This window comes from Pandoraea pulmonicola (genome assembly GCF_000815105.2).
In the GTDB taxonomy this organism is placed as follows: Bacteria; Pseudomonadota; Gammaproteobacteria; order Burkholderiales; family Burkholderiaceae; genus Pandoraea; species Pandoraea pulmonicola.
Window position 1 is genome coordinate 1,789,154 of the sequence record NZ_CP010310.2, and the last position, 22,888, is coordinate 1,812,041.

Sequence of the window (22,888 nt, forward strand, 5' to 3'; positions counted from 1 at the left end):
CCGGTGCCCGTCGGTCGATGCGTGGGCGTTACGCCGCGAACCCAGCGTAACGCCGTGTGCGCGGTCTACTGCTCCGTACTCGTAATGAAGACGCTCCCATTGCGCTCCGGCGCGTACAGGATGAGCGTCGGTGCATGAATGTCGAAGGCGCGCTCGCACGCTTCGGCAAACGAATCGAACTGCACGGCCCAGGCGCCGTTTCGTACGTAGCAGTGCGTGATGGTGTCGGTCCGGCGATCGAATTCCTGCCCCAGAAATACGCCCTGGGTGTAGCACCAGACGACGAACCCGTGAAAATCGGCCTGTTCGGGTGCGCGAAACACGCGCCAGCGGGCGTCGTCCCGCCCCGCCTGGCGCGCCGTCGCGCCAGCCGCCCAACGCTCGAAGCCGTCGTGTCGTTTGCGTTGCTCCATGCCGTGTGACCCCCCTTGGGTGAACCGCCCTCCGGGTGCCGAAATTCGACATCCCCGGGCGCGTTTCCATAGTCCGAAGTTGTTCCCGGCTTTTCTATCAGGCAATTCCGAAAGATGGCAGGGAATTTCTCCAAAGGGACAGCTTGGAGGATCAGTCGTAATGGACCGCGAGCCATACCGTGGCCTCACCTTGCGCGGTCCATTCGACGCGATGCTTCCGGTGCGCCGCGATCGTCAGCACGTCGCCCGGGCGCAGCACGAGCGTCTCGCCCGGCGTGTCGGCGAACGAGAGTCCAGCGCTCCCCGCGAGCAACGCCACCCACTCGTGTTGGGGTTGGTCGTACCAGACGCCCGGTGGCGACGCCTGCCCGGTCGAGACGATGCGCTCCACGCGCAGGCCGGGGCGGGCCAGCAAGGCGTCGAATCGCTCGGCCGCGGCGGGATCGGGCGAAGCGGGCAGACCGGCAAACAGGTTCGAGTCGGGCAGGAGCGGTGTCGTCATTGGCGGGCGCGTCGGGCGTCGTAAGGGGGGCGATAGGGGATAGAACGCGTACATGCGCGCGTCTCCCGGCACTCAGTCGTCGAGGTTTTCATGCACGGCGGCGTCGCCGCGTCGCCAGTAGGCGGCCGCCTTGACCCACTTCGGGTTCAGGCCGCGTGCCTCGACCAGATGGCGGCGCACCGCCTTTGCCACACCCGCCTCCGCGGCGACCCAGGCGTGGACGTCGCCGGCCGGCAGTGTGGCGCAAGCCAGCGCGTCGATCAGCGCCGTGCTCTGTCCGGCCGGTGTGCCTTCGCGGTAGATCCACTCGATCACCACATCCGCCTCGCTCGCGAAACGCAGACGGTCCGCCGGACTGTCGACTTCGGCGAAGACGAATACGAGCGCCCCTGCCGGCAATTCGGCCAGCCGACGGGCGATGGCGGGCAGGGCCGTATCGTCGCCGATGAGCACGTAGCCGTCGAAATTCATGGGAACGATGAACGAGCCGCGCGGGCCGCCCACACCGAGTGGGTCGCCAGGCCTGGCCGAGCGCGCCCATTGGGTGGCGGGGCCGGATTCATGCATCGCGAAGTCGATCACGAGCGTCTTCGACGCGGCGTCGTAGCGGCGCGGCGTGTAGTCGCGCATGAGACGCGGCGCTTCCCCTGGCGCGGGCTTCGATACACCCTCCGGGCCGATCTGCGGCAGCGACAGTTCGCCGGTTTCGGGGTTGGGGAAGAACAGCTTTACGTGATCGTCGAAGCCGGGGCTGTGAAAGCCCTCGAGATCGTCGCCGCCGAGCGTCACGCGCAGCATGTGCGGCGTGAGCGACTCGACGCTGCGCACTTCGAGCCGGCGCATGCGGAGTTCGTGCCGCACACGTTGCGGCGTGTGGTCGGGAGAGGTATTCAGGGCAGAGTTGTCCCGCATCAGATTCGCTCCAGTTGTTGTGCGGCCGCGTCGAGGATCGCGGCGAACGCGTTGGCTTGTTCGGTCGTGAGCGGTTCGCCGCCCAGACGCAGGTGCACGGCGTACTTGAAGTTGTGCAGCGCGCGCATGACCTGCGGTGGCATGTCTTCCGATCGCTCGCGGCGCATGGCCAGTCGGGCGAGCAATTCGGTCACGTTGTCGTCGTTTTCCGCCAGGTATTCGCGACCGGCGTCGGTCGCCTCATAGGACTTGCGTTGACTGTCGCCCGTGTTTTCCTGCACACGGATGTAGCCCATTTCTTCGAGCAGGGTGAGCGTGGGGTAGACCACGCCGGCACTCGGGCTGTACGTGCCGTTGACACTCTCTTCGATGGCCTTGATGAGTTCGTAGCCGTGACGCGGCTGCTGTGCGATCAGGTGCAGCAACACCAGTCGCAGGCCGCCGTGGCTGAACAGACGACCACCGCCGCGTCCTCCACGGCCGCCGCGCTCCCCGCGCTCGCTGCGACCTTCGCGGCCATCGTCGCCTCGACGGCTCCAGCGCTCGCCGTGGCCGCCGCGACGTTCGTCGCCGAAATCCATTCTGTCCAGGCCCTGCGGGCCTCGGCCCATGAAATCGCCACGTGATCCACGCATGATGCGACATCCTTATCGATGTAGTTAAGACGTGTTTACGATATATCTAAATTGCATCGAAAGCAAAATTATTTTTGGAAATCAGCCGGGGAGTGGGCAACAAAGCCCGTGGGACGGGGCATTGGCGGGTGAAGCGGAGTGGGCAGGAAGGCGGCTGGATCGGGGAAGTCATATCGAAATCGATATGTTGCTGGCGCGGGAGAGGGCGACGGGCGATCACCGGCGTGCCGTCGGAGAGGGACGGATGGCACGTTCGGGTTCACCCCGGGACGAATCGTGAAATTCGTCCCGACGGTTCGAAGGGCGACGACGGGCAATGGGTGACGCTCGCCGCCCGGCGGAGCTACTGCGCCGGGTGATTCGGCAACTGGCCGAGAAACTGACGCGTCTTGTCGTGCTGCGGATTGTCGAAGAACTGCGAGGGCGGCGCCTGTTCGACGATGCGTCCACGCTGCACGGGCTCGAGCCGGTTGATGCAGCGAATGAGCGTCGATTTGCCTGAACCGGACGGCCCGCAAATGACGATCCGCTCCCCGGCCGCAACCGTTAGATCGATATCCGTGAGCACCTGGAACTCGCCGAACCACTTGCTCACGGCGTTCATCTCGATGATCGGTGCACCGCACCCGGCGGATGCCCGCATGACGGCGTCGCTCATTGCAGCTTCGGCAAGTCGGTGTCGAGCCACTTGCGGTACAGCTTGTTCAACTCGCCGTTGGCCGTGTTGCGGGTGACGAAATCGTTGACCGCCGCGAGCAACTCGGTCTGATTGGGACGAAGCGCGATGCCCATGGACTGTTGCAGCAGGTTGAACTTCGGTTCGAACTGTCCCGGTGCCCGCTGGCGGATCGCATTGGCGACGGTGACGGAGCAGCCGATCGCATCGACCTGTCCCGAGAGCAGCGCCTGCATGGCGGAGGCGTCGTCGTCGAAGCGTCGGATTTCGGTGCCTGCCGTCGCTCGAGCCGCGCGGCGAATCGCGACAGCGGCCAGCACATCACGAAGTACAGCGCGGCCACTACGGAAAATACGATCATCGGATGGAACGTCGCATTATTGACGATCTGCCCGGCGCGGGTGATTCCGTAAAGCCGATGATCGCGGCGAGCGATGTGCCTTTGACGATCTGCACCAGATAGCCCACCGTGGGCGCGATGGCGATGGCGATGCGCCGCGCCTGCAGCAGCACGATGTCGCGCATGCGCTGGGACCACGTGAGCGAGAGCACCTGCGCCGCTTCGGTTTGACCGGGCGGTACCGCTTCGATAAAAAGAAGAAGAGCTGAACGAGGAATGGCGTGTTGCGGATGCGTTCGATGTAGGTCTCGACAAGCCATCGCACCGGCGCTGGCCCCGACGTTTTGCCCCAGGCACACGCAATCGCGAGCAGCAGGCCGAGCGCCATCGCATTCAGCGAGAGTTCAATCGTGATCCAGGCGTCTCTGAGCAGTAATGGCCACGCCGCGAATACGTCGCCAAACGCAAACGTGTATTGCAAGGAGTCCCCCTTGCAGCTTGCCGACGGATGTCCCGAGCGATGTTAACGGGCGCCGCATGGGGCGTCCACTCCGCACAAACCCCAGCGAAAACCCCAGGTTTTTGCCGAGGAAGATTCGCGCGGACGAGTGGCTTCACGATGTCCGGACGAAAAAAAACGGCGCCGAAGAATCGGCACCGTTTTCAGGCATGGCCTGCCAGATCCTGCCCAATCGCGCCGCCGTGCGGAGCACGGCGTGACGATGGCAAGACTTACTGGGCGGCGTCCTTGACCTTCTTCAGCGGGCGAACCTTCACGCGCACCGAAGCCGGCTTTGCCGGGAACCAACGCTCCTGGCCCGTGAACGGGTCCTTGCCGAAACGCTTCGCCTTGGCGGCGATTTGTTGCGACGTGACCTTGAACAGACCATGCAGCGTGAATTCGCCGGCACCCTTCTTGTGCAGCGAACCGAGGATCGTGTTCTCAAGCGCGGCCAGCACTGCCTTCACTTCCTTCACGGCGACAGCCGATTGGTCTGCGAGGTGCGCTGCGAGCTGGGTCTTGTTGAGCGTGTCCTTGATCGGCGAGAGCTTGCCGTTGGCGGCTGCCTTCGGAGCTGCCTTGGCTGCCTTCGGGGCTGCCTTTTTCGCTACCGGAGCCTTCTTGGCTGCCGGAGCCTTTTTCGCCACAGGGGCCTTCTTTGCTGCTGCTTTCTTTGCCGTTGCCATATCGATCCAATCGATGAGAATAAGAAAGTGCCGTCGGAGAACGGCCACCCGAATGATACGTCTTGCTGCGCCGACGATTCTACCTAAGAAATCGCTTTGTGCGAGCAGTGTGCGACGAATGTTGCGCGCTTGCCGCACAAGGCTGAGCGGCGATTCGGCTGCATTTCCACTCGTTTCGTTCGCGACGCGATGCGCGGGCTTTGTAGCGAAACGCAGCCGACGAGAATTCGACGCCCGCCTTTTCGCGAACGCCGAGGCCGGCTTTCATGCCATTTTTCAGGGGGATTTTGACGTGCGCGCCGATCCGGAATGCGAGCCAGCACTCTTGTCAAATGCCCCGAAAACCCTTAGAAACGCTGCATTTCGCAGGTCTCGCAGCGGCCGTCGCCGTTGCACCAGGCGTCGGTGAGGGTCGTGCCGTCCGCGCCGAAAGTGATGTCGTGCTTCGCACCGTAGCTGCCCGCCAGTTGCAGGCGATCGCCGGCGAGCGAGCCCTGCACCGTGGTGTGAATGTTCGGTTCGACGTCGTCGACGCTGCCGGTGACTTGCGAGCCATTGAGAGCCAGCGCCATCAGCCTCGTCATCGGCGAGCTGAAAATTCCCCACCACGGCGGGGCGCTCTTGCACAGACCGCGCCAGCGACCCGATGGGTTCACCACGCGCAACGGCGCGGCGGCGGCCGTGCCCGCCGCCGCATCCGGTGCGCCCGGTGCAATGGGCGGTGTGACGATCGTGGCGACGGCCGGGGCAGGCGCATCGATCGCGGCGACGTCGCGCGCGAGCTCCGGCGTGCCCGTGTTTGGTGTGTTCACCGCATTGAGCCCGGCAGTGTCGCCGATGCTGCTCGGCGGCGCCGTGCTCGCGAGCGCCGCGTTCTGCGCCGTAGCGGCGGGCGGGGCGTAGGTGCTCACGTTTCCGGCGGGCGCGGTGGACGGTGCGACGGCGGCAACGGGTGCCATGGGCGCGGCGCTGAATGTGCCCGGCGCGCCATCGACGCGCGCCATGTCGGGCGGCAGTCCGTCGTTCGCGACCGGCGCCGACGCGGCGGCGCACACGTGGCACGACATATGAGAGAGGCTGTTGCGGGTGAGCGGACGTGCGCCATACAGACGCTGAGTGCTCATCGCCCCGTCGCGCAGGATCGTGACGTAGGGCGTGTCGTCGAGTTGGTAATCGATCCTCGCGCACGACGGCGCGTCGGTTTGCAGCGTGACGTCGGCCGAGAACGCGCCGTTGAGCGCGCGCGTCGGGAGCACCGTCACGGAGGCCGAACAATCGGCCACGATCTGTGCGCAGTTGCAGGCGGCAACCGGCGTGCGCGCCGGACTGCCCGATTGCGCCTGTGCATGACCGGCAAGGCCGAACATGCCCGCGACGAGCCATCCCGTCGCGAACTTCCAAGTCTTGAAACCCCGCATGATGTATCCCCGAATGTGGCGGCTTATCCCAAGCTGCGGATAGTCGATCAAAAGACGTCCGCTGACAAGAGCCGAAAGCCGGGAACAGCGAGGGAAAAGCGAGACACGACGTCGTTTTGGATGCCATCGGGGCGTCATGCATCCGTGAGATTTCGCCGAATTCAGCCCGGTTTGCCGAACGTATAGCGCCCGAAGATGAACAGCACGTTGCCGTTGCCCTTGCCGCCGGGCACGTAGGCGGTCGCGATGGAGGCGCGCCCCACGCCGATTTCCGCGAGCGGCAGTGCGCCGGGGAAGGGCACGCCGCCGAGCGTGTCCGAGCGCGACATCAGGAAGACCGTGTAGCCGAGACCGAAACGGACCGGTCCCGCGTTCGCGACATTCCAGATCCTTCCGTAGCCGGCCATCGGCGACCAGTCGTTGTGCGAGTCCTTGAACGCCATCGCGTACAGCATGCGCGAGCCGTTCTTGCCGTCGGAGAGCACGCGTCCGTAGCCGAGACCCCACGGGTTTTCGTTGTACTGGGAGATCTTCTCGCGGGTGTAGGCGAAGCGAAGGTGGTGCGTGTGCAGCGGCACGTAGAGATCGCTGGCGCCTTGCGTGGCTACTTCGCGCACTTCGTCCACGATGGCGCCGGTCCACGTCGAGATGCCGCTCGGTGCATCGTCGGCCTGTGCCGCGAACGGTGTCAGGAGAGACAGCGCAGCACACCATGCGAGACGACGGGGGCGTTGCGGCGTATGGGGGCGGGGGGCAGGCGGTGCGAGATGAACCGATTGCGCGAGCCGCCCGTTGTTTTGGGGGGTCGTAGACATAGCGGGCGTGAACCGTCGATCAGGTTGTGGGAGCCGTCGAGCGATGCGTCGACGTCGAATCGGTAGATGGGGAGACGCTGAATCAGCGGATGGGGGGACGCTGAGCTACCTTGATTCGCGGGGTATATAGACCGCGGGACACACACAAAAGTTCTCGCTCGCGCGATGGCCGGGACCCTCGCTCACGGTTCGGGCAACGGCTGACCGCGGTTGCTGCGCGGCGAGAAAAACCTTTCGCATCAACGGGATACCTCGGATATCGACGCGTTATTCACCGGGTTGTGAACATTTTCTGTGGATAACCGCGCTAGGGGGCGGCGTCGCTATTCGCGTCACTCGCAGGCAGTCCCTCATGGCGCGCGCCGCACGCCAACGGCGCGGCAGTGGCGCAGTAAATGCGCGCGCGACTTTTTCCCCGTCCGATCAACGACTTGAGCGAGCTATCCGGGAGTTGTCCACTGGCTTGCAAACAGATTCTGTGGATAACGATGCATCCCGTAAACCCGCGTCATGCCTGGTTTTGCGGCCGATGGCACAACTTTCGCGCGCGGCAAATCTTCCTTGTCGAATCATCGACTTGCGACGCTTTTCCGCAAGTTATCAACCGCCTTGTGAACAAAAAATGTGGATAAACCGCCAATGCATTTAATCTCAAAATATGAGATAAATACTTACATATTGACATTTAAGTTCGTGCGCAATTACGATGCGCCTCATACCGGTGGACGGACACGTTCAGGAGACAACCGTGACGGAACGACGCAAGCAGAAAGTGGCGATCATTGGCTCGGGCAACATCGGCACCGACCTGATGATCAAGGTGATGCGCAATAGCGAGCATCTGGAAATGGGCGCGATGGTCGGTATCGACCCGGCGTCGGACGGTCTCGCGCGGGCCGAGCGTCTCGGCGTGCCGACGACGGCAGGTGGCATCGATGGGCTGCTGGCGATGCCGGGTTTCGACGACATTCGCATCGCGTTCGACGCGACCTCGGCCAAGGCGCACGCGCACCACAGCGAACTGCTGCAGGCGCGTGGCGTGCAGGTGATCGACCTGACGCCGGCGGCCATCGGCCCGTACGTGATTCCGTCGATCAACCTCGACGCGCATCTCGACGCGAAGAACATCAACATGGTGACGTGCGGCGGCCAGGCCACGATCCCCATCGTGGCGGCCATCTCGCAAGTGGCGAAGGTGCATTACGCCGAGATCGTGGCGTCGATCTCCAGCAAGTCGGCCGGCCCGGGCACGCGTGCGAACATCGACGAATTCACCGAAACGACGTCCAAGGCCATCGAAGTGCTCGGTGGCGCGTCGCGCGGCAAGGCGATCATCGTGCTCAATCCGGCCGAGCCGCCGCTCATCATGCGCGACACGGTATTCGCGCTGTCGGAGCCGGGCGATCAGGCCGCCATCGAAGCGAGCATTCAGGCGATGGTCGACAAGGTGCACGCGTACGTGCCGGGCTATCGTCTGAAGCAGAAAGTGCAGTTCGAACTGTTCGATGCCTCGCGCCCGCTCAACGTGCCGGGACTGGGCAAGCTCACTGGTCTGAAGACCTCGGTATTCCTCGAAGTGGAAGGCGCCGCGCACTATCTGCCGGCCTACGCAGGCAACCTCGACATCATGACCAGCGCCGCGCTGGCCTGTGCCGATCGTATCGCCGCCACTCGCCTGGCCATTGCCGCCTGAGCGCCGCGCGCGCTCCCGGAGACACATCACCATGACGCAGAAAAAGCTCTACATTTCCGACGTGACGCTGCGCGACGGCAGCCACGCGATTCGCCACCAATACAGCATTGCCAACGTGAAGGCGATCGCCGCGGCGCTCGATGCGGCGCGCGTCGATTCGATCGAAGTCGCGCACGGCGACGGCCTGTCCGGCTCGAGCTTCAACTACGGGTTCGGCGCCCACACCGATCTCGAATGGATCGCGGCCGTGGCCGAGACCGTCACGCACGCCAAGGTGGCCACGCTGCTGCTGCCGGGCGTGGGCACCGTGCATGACCTGCGCGAAGCCTACGATGCAGGCGCTCGCGTGGTGCGCATCGCCACGCACTGCACGGAAGCCGACGTTTCGCGTCAGCACATTGCGTACGCGCGCGAGTTGGGCATGGACACTGTCGGCTTCCTGATGATGAGCCACATGACCACGCCGCGGCATCTGGCCGAGCAGGCCAGGCTGATGGAGTCGTACGGCGCGACGTGCATCTACGTGGTCGATTCGGGCGGTGCACTGGGCATGAACGACGTGCGCGATCGCTTCCGCGCGTTCAAGGACGTGCTCAAGCCCGAGACGCTCACCGGCATGCATGCGCACCACAACCTGAGCCTCGGCGTGGCGAACTCGATCGTCGCGGTGGAAGAGGGCTGCGATCGCATCGATGCGAGCCTGGCCGGCATGGGCGCCGGCGCCGGCAACGCGCCGCTGGAAGTGTTCATCGCGGCCGCGTCGCGTCTTGGCTGGAACCACGGCTGCGATCTGTACACGCTGATGGATGCGGCCGACGACATCGTGCGTCCGCTGCAGGATCGTGCCGTGCGCGTCGACCGCGAGACGCTGGCGCTGGGCTACGCGGGGGTCTATTCGAGCTTCCTGCGTCACGCCGAGGCGGCCGCGGCGCGCTACGATCTGAAGACCGTCGACATCCTGGTCGAGCTCGGCCAGCGTCGTATGGTCGGCGGGCAGGAAGACATGATCGTCGACGTCGCGCTCGACTTGCTCAAGCGTCGCGCCGCGTGAGGACGTAAGGCGGCCGCGCGATCCGACGCAAGGCGCACACGCGTTGGCGGTGGATTGCCAACGCGTTATCGGGTATCACCCTGGCAGTCGTATCACCCAAGCAGTACCGGTGCCGGCCCGCTTCACGCGGTGCCGGCTTTTTTGCGTCCGTGCGCCGAGTTCAGCGCGCGACGCCGGACCAGCCGAGTTGCCGACTGATCTGTGCGGCCGTGTCCCTCACGCGCGGCACGAGCTCCTGCATGCGTTCGCGGCTCATGTACTTGGTCGTACTCGACACGCTGATGGCGGCCACGATGCGCTGGCTCGCGTCGTACACGGGGGCTGCCACGCAGCGGATTTGCGGCGTGTCGTCTTCGAGGTCGAAGGCGTAGCCCAGACGCGCGTAATCGTGCATGCGCGCGAGCCACGTTGCCGTGTCGATGGGATGCGAGGGCACTTTCGTCTGGAAGTGTTCGAGTTGCGTGCGCCACGCCGCTTCGTCCTGATCGAGCAACAGCGCCTTGCCGACACCGGTCACGCAGATCGGCTTGCGCCCGCCGATGCGCGAGCTGATTTCCACGGCACGCTGGCCAGGCAGTTTGTCGAGATACATCACTTCCCAACCGTCGGCGACGGCCAGATGCACCGTGTCCTGCGTTTCGCTCGCCAGCGTTTCCAGCGCGGGGCGCGCCACGCGCGGCAGGTCGATCTGCCGGTATGCGAGAAAGCCGAGCTCGATGAGCTTGTTGCCGAGCCGGTAGCCGCGTCGCGGCTCGAAGCGCAGATAGCCGGCGTGGACGAGCGCCGACGCGATCCGGTGCGTGGTCGACGGCGTGATGCCGGTATGCGCCGAGAGCGCCGGCACGGTGTCGATGCCGGCGGCCACGGCTTCCACGATGTCGAGGCCGCGAAAGAGGGTCTGGCTCGCGAGCGTGCGTGGGCGCTCGGTCTTCTGCGCTTTCGGTTTTGCCATCACGCCCCCTCGAGCGCCGGCAGGCGTTCGTGGACGTAGCCCGTGAGTGGGACGCGCGGAAATCCCGGGGTTGTCGTGCAAAGGGTCGTGGACGCGTGAGAGGGTGTATGGGTAGGCATGTCGGTTCAGCGAAGTGGGCGCTCGCCGGAGCGCCCGAGACGGCCGCGGACGTCAGTGTGGCGAAAGTCTACCGCGACGCATTGTCACTTGGCGAGAGCTCAAGCCCCAGGACGCTGTACAAGTTGCGTAAGTGGGGGCTCGCTGGAGGAGAACGACAAGGCGGGGGACCGCGTTTCGACATCGGAATATCAAGGCTTGCGCGCGTGCCCGTCCTGCGAAGCGCCGCGCGTTCCGCATCGTCTGCCTATAGTCGACAGTTTGCCGACACGCTCGGCGACGAACTTGCGGGGGATTCGATGGGGTGCCAACAGTGTGCAGGCGCGACGGGCCCGGGCTCGGGATGGGACGCCGATTCCAGGGTCAAGGCGCAGGCTGGCCTCGAGATGGCGGGCATGCGCGAGGAGGCGGCATGCCTGCGCGCCGAACAGATGAGTTTGGGCGCCCGGCTCACGCGTGCGTGCAATGCGGCGAGCAACGCGCAGCGCAACGGCCAGGCGCTGCCGCGTGGCGTCGACCCCGCTCTGGCGCGGGCATTTACGCGCGCATGGGCGGGTCTGTGGGTGTCGACCGGACCGTGCCAGCATTTCTATCGCAAAGAGTTCGATCTCGCGCACCAACGCGATGGGCGGCTCGCGCAGACCAGGCATCGGGTCGATGCGAGGTTGGCGCCCACTCACGGTGAGGACGTGCGGCAATCGACCGACGTTCTCGCCGAGCAGGTCAGCAGCGACGCACTCGCGTGGCTGAAGACGATTTCCGAGACCGGTCATCGCGGATGGCATTTCCGTGCGGCGCGCGACGCCATGTCGCTCGTCGGCAACCTGTCGTTGCTTGCGATCGTCGCCGCTTGCTTTTACCGCGAGCACCAGGCGGACGACGAGCCGACAGGAGATCCGGCGGCTCGGATGTCCGCGGCCAACACACCGTTCGGTGTGCCGTGGGCCGACTGGACGTTGCTGGCGTTCGAAGGGGCGAAAGGCGTACTGACACAATCGCTGGGCTCGCCGACGCTCATTCGCCATCACGCGGTCGACGAAGTGCTCAAGCGCATGGATGCGGGATGTCGTCTGCTCGAAGCATGTGTGATGTTGCCAGCGTCCCCGAGGACATCGCCATGGCGCGATACGCTGGGCACACTCACCCGGGCGCGCGACGTCGCGACGCTCTTTACGTTTGCCAATTCCGCGGTGCCACCGACGCGGTTTGCCCTATGGATACCGTCCTGGTTTTCGGGCCCGTCGGAGACGAGAGACGGCTACCGCGGCCTCCTGCGGGTTGCGGGATTGATGCTGGACTCCTGTCGTGCCGTAACGAGTCTGCTGGGCACATGGGCGCGCAACGAGGCCTTTACCATCGATGCGAACGGGCTGGCGCAGCGATGGGAAGCGCTTTGTGCACGATTGGCGGCGGTGCCGGCGGAGGATGTGGCGACCGTGCTCGATCGCGTCGAAGCCGTCACGCAACTCGCCGCCCTTTGCGACACGCCACTGCTGGCGAAGATTGCGTCGCTCTCGATGTTGCGCGAACGTTTGCTCGTCTCGGGCGGTAGTTTGACCGCGGATCAGATTGCTGTTGAGTGCGCAGCGCTCCAGGTGCCGTGTCATGCGTCGCGCGTCGACGGCGCGAGCCGTCTGAGTCTGAACCCGGGGGAAAGCCCGTGGGGGCATCGCTGGAACGGCGAAGCGTGGCAGATCGGCGCTGCCACGCCAGCCCGGGCGTCGTATCGGTTGTTGTTGCTGTATCAACACTGGAGCGCGGCGCTGCTCGAACGGGCGGTGTCTGCCTCGATCGCCGAGAAGCAGGAGGCGGTGTCGTCGCAAGACGATCGCTCGCGCGCCGGACGTACGCGCTCAAGCGTGGCATACATCGATATCGAATCGACGCGGGTCTGAGCCAAGCGTCGCCACCGTGCGTCCCTCCCCACATCACCGCATCTAAGCGGAAACCCTGATGAGCATTTGACTTGACACCGATAATTTGTCCATCGATGGTATACAGAATACTGAAACGAGTTTTCCATCATGATGAATCCCACAGTCGAGCCGCTCGACGACGGTGTCATATCAGGTCGGGCAACCGGGGCGGTGCCATGGCATTACGCCACGCTGACAGCAGTCCAGGAGGCGCTGCGGCGGCGTGAGGTCACTTCCGAAGCCCTCGTGGCAGCGTGCGAGGGTGCATGGCGCAAGGCGAATCCGCGGCTCAATGCGGTCGTGGTAAGCGATTTCGACAGCGCCTACGCGCTCGCGCGCAAGCGCGACGCCGAGTTGCGCGCCGGACTCGTCCGAGGCCCCTTGCACGGCGTGCCGTTCACCATCAAGGAGTCGTTCGACGTCAAGGGCTGGCCCACCACCGTGGGCGATCCGGCGTTCACCGGCAATATCGCGGCGCGGCATGCGGGCGTGGTGCAACGGCTGACCGACGCGGGGGCGATCTTGCTGGGCAAGACCAACGTGCCGATCTGGCTGCGCGACTGGCAAAGCTACAACGACGTCTACGGCACGACGCGCAATCCTCACGACATGCACCGCACGCCGGGCGGTTCGTCGGGCGGCAGCGCTGCCGCCGTCTGTACGGGCATGGCGTTCTTCGACGTCGGATCGGACATCGGTTCCTCGATCCGCAATCCAGCGCACTACTGCGGCATCTTTTCGCACAAGAGCACGCACGGTCTGGTGCCGCTCGACGGCCACGGACTTCCCGGTGGCATGACGTTTCCCGATATCAACGTGGCCGGACCGCTGGCCCGCAGCGCGGCCGATCTCGAGGTGGTGCTTGCCGCGATCGCCGGGCCGTCCGCCGAGGCCGCATGCGCCGTGCGCTTCGAACTGCCGCGCTTTCATGCCACCGATCTGCGCCAGATCCGCTTCGGCATTCTGCCCAATCACCCGGTTGCCGACGTCGACGCCGAGGTGGAGCAATGCCTCGTGAATCTCGGCAAGGACCTCGAACGGCGCGGCGCGCAGGTGCTCTGGAACGCCCACCCGTCGCTCGACGCTACCGAACTCATGCGCGTCTATACGCTGATGCTGCGCGCGTCGACCTGCGGGTATCTCGGCGACGACGCTTTCGAGGCTGCCGTCGCGGCCGCCGCGCAGGCGCCCTCGGACGACGTCCGTTACGCATCGCTCCAGTACGTGGGGGCCGCGATGCGCCACCGCGACTGGCTCAGGCTGCAGCCGTTGCGTGAGCGTTTTGCCGCGGCGTGGCGCGAGTTGTTCGAATGCGTGGACGTGCTGCTGTGCCCGGTGGCCGCCACACCGGCGTTCCCCTTGAACGAGGAGGGGGCGCCCTGGCAGCGCACGCTGGAGGTCAACGGCTGCGCACAGCCGCTCACCACACAGCTTTTCTGGGCCGGACATTCCGGCTTGTGCGGCCTGCCCTCGACCGTGGCCCCCGCGGGGCGTACGGCTCGGGGGCTGCCCGTCGGCGTGCAGATCGTGGCTCCGCTGTATCACGACCTGCGCTCGATTCATGTAGCCAGATTGCTGGAAGCCGCCGGCTACGCCTTCGTACCACCCGCCTGATCCTTCGAACCACCGAAACCCCAAGCGTCGACAACCTCATCGATCCCACAAAACCCACGACCTCCAAGGAGGACGCCGCCATGTCCTGGCTAAATTCGCTATCGAGAAACGAGAAGCGTGCCTTTGCGGGCACGTTCATCGGCCATACGGTCGATGTCTACGATTTCATGATCTATTCCTTTCTCATTCCGGTGCTGCTCACCACCTGGAACATGAGCAAGGCCACCGCGGGCAGCATCGTCACGTACACGCTGATCGCTTCCCTTGTCGGCGCGATCGGCGCGGGCCTGCTCGCCGACCGTTACGGCCGCGTGCGCATCCTGCGCTGGACCATCGCCATCTTCGCGCTGGCGTGCTTCGGCTGCGGTCTGACCAACTCTCCCACGCAACTCGCCGTGCTGCGCATCGTGCAGGGCCTCGGCTTTGGCGGGGAGTCGTCGCTGTGCATGGTGCTGGTCATGGAGACGATCCGCAATCCGGCCCATCGAGGCAAATTCTCCGGCTTTACGGCCAGCAGCTATTCGTTCGGCTGGGCGCTGGCGGCCATCGCATATAGCGCGATCTTCAACTGGCTGCCGTCCGAGATCGCCTGGCGCGTGTGCCTGTTCATCGGTGTGGCGCCGGCGTTGATGGTGTTCTGGCTGCGCCGCAATCTCGAAGAGCCGGAAGCCTTTACCCGCACGATGGCGGAGCGCCGTCAGACCAGCCCGCTCACGACGATTCGTGGTGTGTTCAGCGGACGCCTTGCCGCTCGCACCCTGTGGTGCAGCCTGCTGTCGGGAGGCATGCTCGGCTCGTACTACGCGATCGCGACCTGGATGCCGACGTGGCTCAAGACGGAGCGGGGCCTGTCGGTGACGGGAACGGGCATGTGGCTCGCGATCACGATCGTGGGCTCGATCGTCGGTTACGCGGCAGGAGCGTGGTGTACCGACAGGCTCGGCCGTCGTCCGACCTACATCCTGTTCGCGCTCGGCGCATTCGCCATGAGCATTGCCTACATGCTGATTGCGGCGCCGATACCCGTGATGATGGTGCTGGGCTTCCTGATGGGCGTGCTGATGCAGGGAACGTTCGCGGGCGTGGCGGCAACGATTTCGGAGACGTATCCGCACGAAGTTCGCGCCACCGGTTATGGCGTTGCCTATAACGCGGGACGCGTCATCGGCTCGATCTTCCCGTTCATGGCGGGCTGGCTTGCCAGCGGTCACACCACGCTCACCTTCGCCATTCCGATCGTCGCCGCCGTCGGTTATGGTCTCGTGGTCGTTGCGGCGCTGATGCTGCCCGAGACGAACGGTATCAAGCTGGACGCGATCGATCCCGTGAATGCCGATACCCGCGCTGACGCCGACGCTTCGCGTACCGTGCATCCGGTCCACGGCACTCATGGCACAGTGACCAACGCCGTTGGCCGCGCCGTCGACTGAGCTTTCCTTCTCTCTCTGTATCCCTGCACCTCTTTACCGCGGCACGTCCCGCACCGGAATTTGTTGTATTGGCATTTTTGGTAAAACTGTATACAGTGTACCAAAATGATAAATCGAACCCGCTTTGTACCGGCTTGCCGGGGCGGAGCGGGTCAACCACCTGAAACCAAGGAGCAAGACATGGCTGAACTGATGGACCGCGAAACCTTCCGCGCGGCACTCGAAGAAGCAATCAAGGGCAAGAGCGCGAACAAGGCGCCGTTCAGTATCGCGTGGGCCAGCGGCAAGCTCTCGCGGGCGCACCTGGCGCGCTGGGCGGAGAACCACTACCACTATGTGGGCCCGTTCGCCGATTACCTCGGCTACCTGTACGCCCGCACGCCCGACCACATGACCGAGGCGAAGGACTTCCTGCTGGCGAACATGTACGAAGAGGAGATCGGCGGCGATCGCCACACCGATCTGCTGATCCGTTTCGCCGAGGCGTGCGGTACGACCCGCGAGCGCGTCGTCGACCCGGACAACATGTCGCCGACCACGCGCGGCCTGCAGAGCTGGTGCTATGCCGTGGCGATGCGCGAAGACCCGGTGGTGGCCGTGGCCGGCCTGGTCGTCGGTCTGGAGTCGCAGGTGCCGTCGATCTACCGCAAGCAGACTCCCACGCTGCGCGACAAGTACAAGTTCACCGACGAGGAAGTCGAGTTCTTCGATCTGCATATCGTCTCTGACGAGATTCACGGTGAGCGCGGCTATCAGATCGTGCTGGAGAACGCCAACACCGTGGAGCTTCAGCAGCGTTGCCTGAAAATCTGTGAGATCGGCGCGCAAATGCGTCTGCTCTACACGACGGCGCTCTATTACGACTACGTCGAGAGCGAAGTGCCGCTGCCCGAACTGGGACTTGCCGCCTGAGCAGGCTCCGCCTCCCCGCGCCGCCAACCGTCCTGTCTTCCGGGCGACACACGGCGGCGCGGTCCTGAAGACGCTTTGCAGGACGCTGTTGTCATGACATCCGCTCCCACATTTCTGAACTACATCGACGGCGAATGGTGCGCGAGTCGCTCGGGCGCCACCTTCGCGAATCTGAACCCGGCCGACACGCGCGACGTCGTGGGCCACTTCCAGGCGTCCAGCGAGGTGGATGCACAGGCCGCCGTGCGCGCCGCCGCATCGGCATTCGACGCCTGGAAGCGCCTGTCGACGAGCGCTCGCGCCAGATTCCTCATCGATGCGGCGACCTATCTCGAACGCAACGCCGAGCGTTTCGGCGAAGAGCTCACGCGCGAGGAGGGCAAGCCGAAGGCCCTCGCGAAAGACGAGTTCATGCGCGCGGCGCAAACGCTGCGCTACTACGCCGTCGAGGCGCAGTCGTACGGCGGGGAGACGTTTCCCAATGACGACGCCGATATGACGGTGTATACCGTCCGCGAGCCGCTGGGGGTGGTCACGGTGATCTCGCCGTGGAATTTTCCCGTGTCGATCCCGGCGCGCAAGATCGCGCCGGCCCTCGTCTGCGGCAACACGGTGGTGTTCAAGCCGGCGTCCGACGCGCCACTGAGCGGGCTGCGTCTGGCGGAGGCGTTCGTCGAGGCAGGCATTCCCGCGGGCGTACTCAACTTTGTGACGGGCAGCGCATCGGCCGTCGGCCCGACACTGGTCGGCGCACGCGAAGTGCGCGCCATCTCCTTTACCGGATCGACGACGGCGGGCGAGCAGATTCACCGTGCCGCGTCGATGTCGACTCGCACGCAGATGGAGCTCGGCGGCAAGAATCCGCTGATCGTGCTCGACGCGCGGGACATCGACCGCGCTGTCGATCTGACGATCAAGGGCGGCTTCTCGCTCACCGGTCAGGCGTGTACCGGCACCAGCCGGGTCCTGGTGGCGCGCGATATCCGCGCCACATTCGTCGAGCGGCTGGCCGCGAAGACCGCGACGCTCAAGGTCGGCAGCGGCATGCAGCCCGGCATCGATATCGGCCCGTTGGCAAACGCGGGGCAGTTGCGCACGGTGCTCGACTACATCGAGATCGGCAAACGCGAAGCCACGCTGGTATGCGGCGGCGAGCAACTCACGCATGACGCTTACGCGCACGGCTACTTCGTCACGCCGGCGGTCTTTTCGCAGGTACCACGTGATGCCCGTATCGCACGCGAGGAAATTTTCGGCCCGGTCATCGCCGTGATCGACGTGGACGGCTACGAGGACGCGATCGCCGTTGCGAACGACAGCGACTATGGACTCGCCGCCGCGCTCGTCACGCAGGATCCGCGACTCATGCACCGTTTCGCGAACGATATCGAAGTCGGCACCGTCAAGATCAACCGCACGACCACCGGCAATCTCGTGAACGCGCCGTTCGGCGGCATCAAGCAGTCGAGCACGGCCACATTCCGCGAGTCCGGGCGCGACGGCCTCGAGTTCTATCAGCAGATCAAGACGGTCTATCGCGGTGTTTGACGCCCGCGCATCTTCCGTTCCCGATATTCCAGATATCTCCGACACCTCACCGGATCAGTCATGAAACCCTTCTTCAAACTTGAACTTGCCGAAGCCCGTCACATGATCGCGGCGGCGATTGCGCGTTCGCGGGAAATCGGCGTCCTCGAGTCGATTTGCGTGGTCGACGAGGGCGGCTTCCCGCTCGCGCTCGAACGCATGGACGGTGGCCGCATCACCGGCCCGCAGATCGCCTGGAACAAGGCGTTCACGGCGGCGGGACACAAGCGCTCGACGCACTTGTTCACCACGCCTCCCAACGGTCCCGCGCTGCCCGGCAACGAAGCTTTCGGTATCCAGTGGAGCTTCGAGGGGCGCTTCGCGGCGTTCGTCGGCGGCTTCCCCATCGTGGTCGACAAGCAGGTCGTCGGCGGCATCGGTTTGTCGGGTGGCAATGGCGAGCAGGATACGCAGGCGGGTCTGGCGGGTCTGGCCGCGTTGCAGGCGCTGTTGCGCGAGAGCGGACGCGAAGTCCTCGTCCAGCCCGACATCAAGCTTTGATGCGAGGCCGCCGGTGAGCTATCGAATCACATGGATCGAGGCCCAGCGAAGCTTCGACGCAACGCCCGACGAAACCGTGCTCGAGGCCGCGCGGCGGGCGGGGGTCGTACTGCCGTCCGAGTGTGAGTTCGGCGGCTGTGGGACGTGCCGCGTCAAGCTCACGCAGGGGCGCGTGCGGTACGAGGACATGCCGGGCGCGCTCTCGCGCGAGGAGGCCGACGCGGGCTACGCACTGCTGTGTCAGGCGCATGCGTGCTCCGATCTCGCGATCAGTACGGAGCGCGTGCTCGAATCGCCCGGGCCGGCACGTCGGCGTCTGGCGACGGTGGCTCGCTTGGCATCGCTTGCGCCGGACGTGACCCGGCTCGTGCTGGCCATCGACGACGGCGATCCGTGGGTCTTCCGTCCCGGGCAGTACCTCAATGTTTTCCCCGGCGGCGATTTGGGGCCGCGCAGCTTCTCGATGGCGTCTCATCCCGACGCCGCCGACGGGCGTCCCGAAGTGGAGCTCCATATCCGTCATATCGAGGGAGGGCGCTTCACGCAGACGCGCCTGAGCCAGCTGCGTCCCGGCGACAAACTCGAGGTGGAAGCCCCGTTGGGTGGATTCGGTTATCACGAAGACGACTACCGGCCGATCGTCATGGTCGCCACCGGCACGGGCATCGCACCATTGCGCAGCATGCTGGCGCAGATGCTGGCAAGCGGCGATACACCGCCGATCGATCTGTACTGGGGCGGTCGCACGCAGGCGGCGCTGTATCTGCACGGCGAGCTGACGCAGCTTGCCGCCGAGCACGAGGATTTCCGCTACGTGCCGGTGCTTTCGCGTGCGGATGACGACTGGCAGGGCGCACGCGGTTACGTGCAGGGTGTCGTGCTGTCCGAGCATCCCGATCTTTCCGAGCATGCGGTGTACCTGTGCGGCTCGCCGATGATGATCGCGGACGCGCAGCGGGCCTTCGTCGCGAATGGCGCCAGCGTGCGCTATGTGTATGCCGACAGCTTCACGTTCCAGCATCCGGCGCCCGTGGAGGCCGCAGCCTGAGCGTCATGCAAAAAGCGGGGGAATGGCGCTTGCGCCGCTCACCCCCGCCCGTCGCCCATCCGCCCCTGTCTATCGGAAGCGCTTCGACGTATCACGCGCCGCGCTCGATGAACGTCCGGTAAGCCAGCGCGGCGAGTGCCACGTCCTGCAGACCGAATCCGACCGCCTTGTAGACGATGATCTCGTCGTCGCGTTGCCGGCCCGGCGTCAGGCCTTCGAGCACGTCGCCCAATTCCTCGACTTGGTCCCAGTCGACGAGCCCCGGCGCGGCCAGCAGCAAATCGCCGGCTTCTTCGCGGGCCTGCTCGCGCAACTCCACGACGACGCGCGCCGCACGGGCGAGGGTGCTGTCGTCCGTCTCGCGCGTGGTCGGCAGGCTCGAACCGATAGCGGCGACGAAAGCGCCCGACGACAGGGCGCGGCCATCGAAGAGCGGCGTCGTCGAGCGTGTTGCGGTGACGACGATATCGGCGCCATCGAGCGCCTCGTCGGTTTGCATGGCGCTGGCCGTCACGCCTTGCGCGCCGTAAGTCTCGTTGAGCGCTGCGGCGAGGGCGGCATCGCCGTCGATACCGACAATCCGCAGCGTTTCGACGCCCCGCATTTGCGCGAGCGCGTGGGCGTGAGCCGCTCCCTGGACGCCGGTGCCGAAGACCGCCGCCGTGCGTGCGCCGCGCCGGGCCAGCGCCCGTACGGCGAGCATCGTCGTCGCGGCCGTGCGCACGCGAGTGATGGCATTCGCGTCGAGTGTGGCAAGGCAAGCGCCGTCGGACGCGCGGAACAGCACGATCACGAAGTTGAACTGACCTCGAATGGTGGAGTAGACCTTCGCACCCGCGACGTCCGCGCCGGGGAGCACGGCGCCGAGGGTCGAGAGCTTCGTGCCTTGTGCTTCGGTACGTATACGACGTTGCACTGCGGCGCTACCGCGTGCGAGTTCGCGAAATGCGCTCTCGAGCGTGGGAATGGCTTGCGGGACGTCAATCAGCTTGTCGATTTGTGCGTCGGTGAGATGAATCATCGGTCGCGTTTTGTATAGATTGAAAATGGGTATACGGTATACGAACAAAAGCCATCTCACAAATAGTTCGAGGCCGAGGGGCCAGTGAAAAGCCTGAGTTTCGAGGTCGAGACGCCACAGAGCGGTCCGTTGGAATTTATTTCGGTATACAGTATCCATTAACGCGTTACACTGTCGCAAAAACCGCCGCCGTACGCCAAGGGGCGGGGTCTCGGTGAAAGGAGGAGGTATGCCAGTCGTTGTATTTCGCAGGAACGGTCAGACGTACCGGGAAGAGGTGAAGGCCAGGACCAACCTGGTCGTCCGTGCGGGCATCAAGCAGTTTCCATTCCCCCATTTGCGCTACGAATGCGGCATGGGCAAGTGTTCGCGTTGCGCGTGTCGCGTGCTGGCCGGCGGCGAACATCTTCCGGCGCCGAACTGGAAAGAGAAGAAGCAACTGGGCGAGCGGCTCGATGCGGGTTTCCGGCTGGCTTGTCAGCTCTGGATCGAGCACGACATCGAACTGGAGCAGGGCGACGAATTGCCGGTGGCGCCTTGAGCGCAGGGCACTGTCGCGCATCGTCAGGCTACCCGCAACGAGGAAAGCGAATGTACATCGTACTTACGAGCCGCCCGGGCCAGTATCGCAGCGAACCCACGCCCGGCATCACACCGATCGAGACCCACGACTACTTCTACGGCACGCGCCACGTCGCGGCGTTCGTGGTGGCAAAGCTGGACGCGCAAGCGCGCGTGCGCATCGTCGACGAATCCGTGCCGGACGAGGCGAATCTCGTGCCCACCAAATTTTTCGAGAAGTTCGACAGCGTGTCGGAGGCGGTGGCGTCGCTCGAGTCGCTCGTTGGCCGCGAACATGCGCTGGCGCGACTTCGCCGCCGCAATCCGGAGACATCGGTCAACACCATGGTGCAAATCACGTTCATCACGAATGGCGGCAAAGTCGTCGAGGCGCCGCCCAACAGCAATCTGCTGCGCGTGTCGTTGCGCGAGAAGGGGGGGATTCCGTTCAAATGCGGCGGCGGTCTGTGCGGTACCTGTCGGTGCCGTGTGGAACAGGGCCGTGAGCATACCGACGAGGTCAAGCAAAAGGAGCGCAGGCACCTGAGCCCCGACGACCTCGCCAACGGCTATCGCATGGCCTGCCAGACCTTCGTCAACGGCAATGTGAGCGTGTCATGGTGAGCGGCCCGGACGTGACGACCGAGCCGTTCTCGGCCTTGCCGATCGAGCAGCGTCGGCTGATGCTCGAACTGGGGCCGCGCTGGAACGATGACATCATCGCGCACCGCAAGGCGGTGATCGAGTGCTACACGCCAGTGCTGGCGGCGGCGCCGAGGAGTCCGCACGTCGAGCGCGACGTGCCCTACGGCGAGCATGCGCGTCAGGTCCTCGATGTCTTTGAACCGGTCGCGCCTTCGACGGACCTGCGCGAAGCCGTCCTGTTCGTCCATGGCGGTGCGTTCGTACGCGGCAACAAGAGCGTCAACGGTGAGATTTACGACAACGTATGCCACTGGTTCGCGCGACAGGGCATGTTGGCGATCAACGTCGAATACCGTCTGGCCGACGAGGCGCGGTGGCCCGGCGGCGCGCAGGATGTCGCGCGGGCCATCGCCTGGGTGCACGAGAACGCTTCGCGCCTGCGTATCGACACGTCGCGCATCTTCCTCATCGGACACTCGGCCGGGGGCACGCACGCGGCCGGTTGTCTGTTCGATCCGGCGCTGACGGAAGCGTCCTCCTTGCCGGCTGGAGGTGTGGCTGGCCTGGTGCTGATCAGTGCGCGGTTGTTCGCGGATGTCGATGCGCGCAACCCGAACGCGGGGCCCGTGCGGGCGTATTTCGGCGGCGATGAATCGCGCTATGCGCAGCGCTCGCCGCTCACGCACGGTGCGTGCTGCGCGGTGCCGACGATGATCGCCGTCGCGGAATACGAAAACCGGTTCCTCGACGACTACGGCGCGGCGTTTTTCCAAACACTCCTGCGCGCACGCGGTGCGGCGCCCCGGTTCGTCCAGGTGCGCGGCCACAATCACACGTCGATCGTGGCGCACTTCAATTCCGGTGAGGAGTGGCTGGGGCGGGAAATACTGGCGTTCATGGCGTCGGCATGTCGTCCTGCCTGAGAGCGGACATCTACGCCG

The 22,888-nt window shown here is 65.0% G+C and carries 23 protein-coding genes and 2 pseudogenes; 12 read left to right on the forward strand and 13 right to left on the reverse strand.

What is annotated here, in order from left to right; translation table 11 throughout:
* Positions 1-65 precede the first annotated feature (65 nt).
* The 11 genes and pseudogenes from RO07_RS07795 to pagP form a co-directional block, all read right to left on the reverse strand.
* Positions 66-413 (reverse strand): hypothetical protein, encoded by a 348-nt coding sequence (locus RO07_RS07795; protein ID WP_039409540.1) that lies wholly within the window; start codon positions 411-413, stop codon positions 66-68.
* Positions 414-564: 151 nt separating this feature from the next.
* Positions 565-915: a cupin domain-containing protein gene (locus RO07_RS07800; RefSeq protein ID WP_039409543.1), complete on the reverse strand. Its 351-nt coding sequence runs from the start codon at positions 913-915 to the stop codon at positions 565-567.
* Positions 916-987: 72 nt separating this feature from the next.
* The gene (locus RO07_RS07805) at positions 988-1,827 is read right to left on the reverse strand and encodes a siderophore-interacting protein (protein WP_039409546.1); all 840 of its coding nucleotides are present in this window, start codon (positions 1,825-1,827) and stop codon (positions 988-990) included.
* Positions 1,827-2,462 carry a PadR family transcriptional regulator gene (locus RO07_RS07810; RefSeq protein WP_084072511.1) on the reverse strand — a complete coding sequence of 212 codons (636 nt, stop codon included), beginning with the start codon at positions 2,460-2,462 and terminating at the stop codon, positions 1,827-1,829. Before RO07_RS07810 ends, RO07_RS07805 begins: the two co-directional genes overlap by 1 nt.
* Before the next feature lie 343 nt (positions 2,463-2,805).
* A complete protein-coding gene (locus tag RO07_RS26530) occupies positions 2,806-3,105 on the reverse strand; it encodes an ATP-binding cassette domain-containing protein (RefSeq protein WP_269466455.1) in 300 nt (99 codons plus the stop codon).
* 11 nt (positions 3,106-3,116) lie between these two features.
* Positions 3,117-3,446, reverse strand: a pseudogene (locus RO07_RS07820) (transporter substrate-binding domain-containing protein); the annotation flags it as partial.
* A 49-nt stretch (positions 3,447-3,495) separates the two neighbouring features.
* On the reverse strand, positions 3,496-3,690 hold the full coding sequence (locus tag RO07_RS26535) for a hypothetical protein (protein ID WP_052267113.1): 195 nt from the start codon (positions 3,688-3,690) through the stop codon (positions 3,496-3,498).
* A gap of 41 nt (positions 3,691-3,731) precedes the next feature.
* Positions 3,732-3,959, reverse strand: a pseudogene (locus tag RO07_RS26540) (ABC transporter permease subunit); the annotation flags it as partial.
* A 251-nt stretch (positions 3,960-4,210) separates the two neighbouring features.
* Positions 4,211-4,666, reverse strand: coding sequence for an HU family DNA-binding protein (locus RO07_RS07830; protein ID WP_039409552.1), 456 nt, complete (start codon positions 4,664-4,666; stop codon positions 4,211-4,213).
* A 347-nt stretch (positions 4,667-5,013) separates the two neighbouring features.
* A complete protein-coding gene (locus RO07_RS07835) occupies positions 5,014-6,084 on the reverse strand; it encodes a hypothetical protein (RefSeq protein WP_039409553.1) in 1,071 nt (356 codons plus the stop codon).
* A 161-nt stretch (positions 6,085-6,245) separates the two neighbouring features.
* A complete protein-coding gene (pagP, locus tag RO07_RS07840) occupies positions 6,246-6,899 on the reverse strand; it encodes a lipid IV(A) palmitoyltransferase PagP (protein ID WP_084072512.1) in 654 nt (217 codons plus the stop codon).
* A gap of 706 nt (positions 6,900-7,605) precedes the next feature.
* On the opposite strand from pagP, the gene RO07_RS07845 reads away from it, so the two are divergent.
* Both RO07_RS07845 and dmpG read left to right on the forward strand, forming a co-directional pair.
* A complete protein-coding gene (locus RO07_RS07845; RefSeq protein ID WP_174234864.1) occupies positions 7,606-8,592 on the forward strand; it encodes an acetaldehyde dehydrogenase (acetylating) in 987 nt (328 codons plus the stop codon).
* A gap of 31 nt (positions 8,593-8,623) precedes the next feature.
* A complete protein-coding gene (gene dmpG / locus RO07_RS07850; protein WP_039409557.1) occupies positions 8,624-9,643 on the forward strand; it encodes a 4-hydroxy-2-oxovalerate aldolase in 1,020 nt (339 codons plus the stop codon).
* Positions 9,644-9,803: 160 nt separating this feature from the next.
* Here the strand turns inward: dmpG and RO07_RS07855 are convergent, their stop codons facing one another.
* On the reverse strand, positions 9,804-10,595 hold the full coding sequence (locus tag RO07_RS07855; protein WP_052267115.1) for an IclR family transcriptional regulator: 792 nt from the start codon (positions 10,593-10,595) through the stop codon (positions 9,804-9,806).
* Positions 10,596-11,011: 416 nt separating this feature from the next.
* Between RO07_RS07855 and RO07_RS07860 the strand changes: the two genes are divergently transcribed.
* The 7 genes from RO07_RS07860 to RO07_RS07890 all read left to right on the forward strand — a co-directional run bounded on the left by RO07_RS07860 (position 11,012) and on the right by RO07_RS07890 (position 19,720).
* Complete coding sequence (locus RO07_RS07860; RefSeq protein ID WP_147284532.1) at positions 11,012-12,607, forward strand: hypothetical protein; 1,596 nt, start codon at positions 11,012-11,014, stop codon at positions 12,605-12,607.
* A 129-nt stretch (positions 12,608-12,736) separates the two neighbouring features.
* Positions 12,737-14,242, forward strand: coding sequence for an amidase (locus RO07_RS07865; protein ID WP_237171398.1), 1,506 nt, complete (start codon positions 12,737-12,739; stop codon positions 14,240-14,242).
* A gap of 80 nt (positions 14,243-14,322) precedes the next feature.
* Positions 14,323-15,672 (forward strand): MFS transporter, encoded by a 1,350-nt coding sequence (locus RO07_RS07870; RefSeq protein WP_072636986.1) that lies wholly within the window; start codon positions 14,323-14,325, stop codon positions 15,670-15,672.
* 180 nt (positions 15,673-15,852) lie between these two features.
* On the forward strand, positions 15,853-16,584 hold the full coding sequence (locus RO07_RS07875; protein ID WP_039409564.1) for a TenA family transcriptional regulator: 732 nt from the start codon (positions 15,853-15,855) through the stop codon (positions 16,582-16,584).
* A gap of 93 nt (positions 16,585-16,677) precedes the next feature.
* The gene (locus tag RO07_RS07880) at positions 16,678-18,132 is read left to right on the forward strand and encodes an aldehyde dehydrogenase family protein (protein ID WP_039409565.1); all 1,455 of its coding nucleotides are present in this window, start codon (positions 16,678-16,680) and stop codon (positions 18,130-18,132) included.
* Between the two features lie 60 nt (positions 18,133-18,192).
* A complete protein-coding gene (locus RO07_RS07885) occupies positions 18,193-18,672 on the forward strand; it encodes a GlcG/HbpS family heme-binding protein (protein ID WP_039409567.1) in 480 nt (159 codons plus the stop codon).
* Positions 18,673-18,685: 13 nt separating this feature from the next.
* Positions 18,686-19,720: a 2Fe-2S iron-sulfur cluster-binding protein gene (locus tag RO07_RS07890; protein ID WP_039409569.1), complete on the forward strand. Its 1,035-nt coding sequence runs from the start codon at positions 18,686-18,688 to the stop codon at positions 19,718-19,720.
* A gap of 91 nt (positions 19,721-19,811) precedes the next feature.
* Here the strand turns inward: RO07_RS07890 and RO07_RS07895 are convergent, their stop codons facing one another.
* Positions 19,812-20,741, reverse strand: coding sequence for an ornithine cyclodeaminase family protein (locus tag RO07_RS07895; protein WP_039409571.1), 930 nt, complete (start codon positions 20,739-20,741; stop codon positions 19,812-19,814).
* 229 nt (positions 20,742-20,970) lie between these two features.
* On the opposite strand from RO07_RS07895, the gene RO07_RS07900 reads away from it, so the two are divergent.
* From RO07_RS07900 to RO07_RS07910, 3 genes are all read left to right on the forward strand, one after another.
* Positions 20,971-21,282, forward strand: coding sequence for a 2Fe-2S iron-sulfur cluster-binding protein (locus tag RO07_RS07900; protein ID WP_039409574.1), 312 nt, complete (start codon positions 20,971-20,973; stop codon positions 21,280-21,282).
* A 365-nt stretch (positions 21,283-21,647) separates the two neighbouring features.
* Entirely contained in the window at positions 21,648-21,926 is a 279-nt protein-coding gene (locus tag RO07_RS07905; protein WP_039414694.1) for a 2Fe-2S iron-sulfur cluster-binding protein, read from the forward strand.
* On the forward strand, positions 21,920-22,870 hold the full coding sequence (locus RO07_RS07910; RefSeq protein WP_084072513.1) for an alpha/beta hydrolase: 951 nt from the start codon (positions 21,920-21,922) through the stop codon (positions 22,868-22,870). The genes RO07_RS07905 and RO07_RS07910 overlap by 7 nt, the downstream gene beginning before the upstream one ends.
* Positions 22,871-22,888: the final 18 nt, after the last annotated feature.

Bases quoted from the DNA above. Each gene is read 5' to 3' on its own strand.
- RO07_RS07810 (WP_084072511.1), bottom strand. From the start codon at position 2,462: ATGCGTGGATCACGTGGCGATTTCATGGGCCGAGGCCCGCAGGGCCTG.
- RO07_RS07875 (WP_039409564.1), top strand. From the start codon at position 15,853: ATGGCTGAACTGATGGACCGCGAAACCTTCCGCGCGGCACTCGAAGAA.
- RO07_RS07830 (WP_039409552.1), bottom strand. From the start codon at position 4,666: ATGGCAACGGCAAAGAAAGCAGCAGCAAAGAAGGCCCCTGTGGCGAAA.
- pagP (WP_084072512.1), bottom strand. From the start codon at position 6,899: ATGTCTACGACCCCCCAAAACAACGGGCGGCTCGCGCAATCGGTTCAT.
- RO07_RS07860 (WP_147284532.1), top strand. From the start codon at position 11,012: ATGGGGTGCCAACAGTGTGCAGGCGCGACGGGCCCGGGCTCGGGATGG.
- RO07_RS07805 (WP_039409546.1), bottom strand. From the start codon at position 1,827: ATGCGGGACAACTCTGCCCTGAATACCTCTCCCGACCACACGCCGCAA.
- RO07_RS07845 (WP_174234864.1), top strand. From the start codon at position 7,606: ATGCGCCTCATACCGGTGGACGGACACGTTCAGGAGACAACCGTGACG.
- RO07_RS07900 (WP_039409574.1), top strand. From the start codon at position 20,971: ATGCCAGTCGTTGTATTTCGCAGGAACGGTCAGACGTACCGGGAAGAG.
- RO07_RS07855 (WP_052267115.1), bottom strand. From the start codon at position 10,595: ATGGCAAAACCGAAAGCGCAGAAGACCGAGCGCCCACGCACGCTCGCG.
- RO07_RS26530 (WP_269466455.1), bottom strand. From the start codon at position 3,105: ATGCGGGCATCCGCCGGGTGCGGTGCACCGATCATCGAGATGAACGCC.
- RO07_RS07870 (WP_072636986.1), top strand. From the start codon at position 14,323: ATGTCCTGGCTAAATTCGCTATCGAGAAACGAGAAGCGTGCCTTTGCG.
- RO07_RS07910 (WP_084072513.1), top strand. From the start codon at position 21,920: ATGGTGAGCGGCCCGGACGTGACGACCGAGCCGTTCTCGGCCTTGCCG.
- RO07_RS07835 (WP_039409553.1), bottom strand. From the start codon at position 6,084: ATGCGGGGTTTCAAGACTTGGAAGTTCGCGACGGGATGGCTCGTCGCG.
- dmpG (WP_039409557.1), top strand. From the start codon at position 8,624: ATGACGCAGAAAAAGCTCTACATTTCCGACGTGACGCTGCGCGACGGC.
- RO07_RS07895 (WP_039409571.1), bottom strand. From the start codon at position 20,741: ATGATTCATCTCACCGACGCACAAATCGACAAGCTGATTGACGTCCCG.
- RO07_RS07880 (WP_039409565.1), top strand. From the start codon at position 16,678: ATGACATCCGCTCCCACATTTCTGAACTACATCGACGGCGAATGGTGC.
- RO07_RS07865 (WP_237171398.1), top strand. From the start codon at position 12,737: ATGATGAATCCCACAGTCGAGCCGCTCGACGACGGTGTCATATCAGGT.
- RO07_RS07800 (WP_039409543.1), bottom strand. From the start codon at position 915: ATGACGACACCGCTCCTGCCCGACTCGAACCTGTTTGCCGGTCTGCCC.
- RO07_RS07905 (WP_039414694.1), top strand. From the start codon at position 21,648: ATGGTGCAAATCACGTTCATCACGAATGGCGGCAAAGTCGTCGAGGCG.
- RO07_RS07885 (WP_039409567.1), top strand. From the start codon at position 18,193: ATGAAACCCTTCTTCAAACTTGAACTTGCCGAAGCCCGTCACATGATC.
- RO07_RS07795 (WP_039409540.1), bottom strand. From the start codon at position 413: ATGGAGCAACGCAAACGACACGACGGCTTCGAGCGTTGGGCGGCTGGC.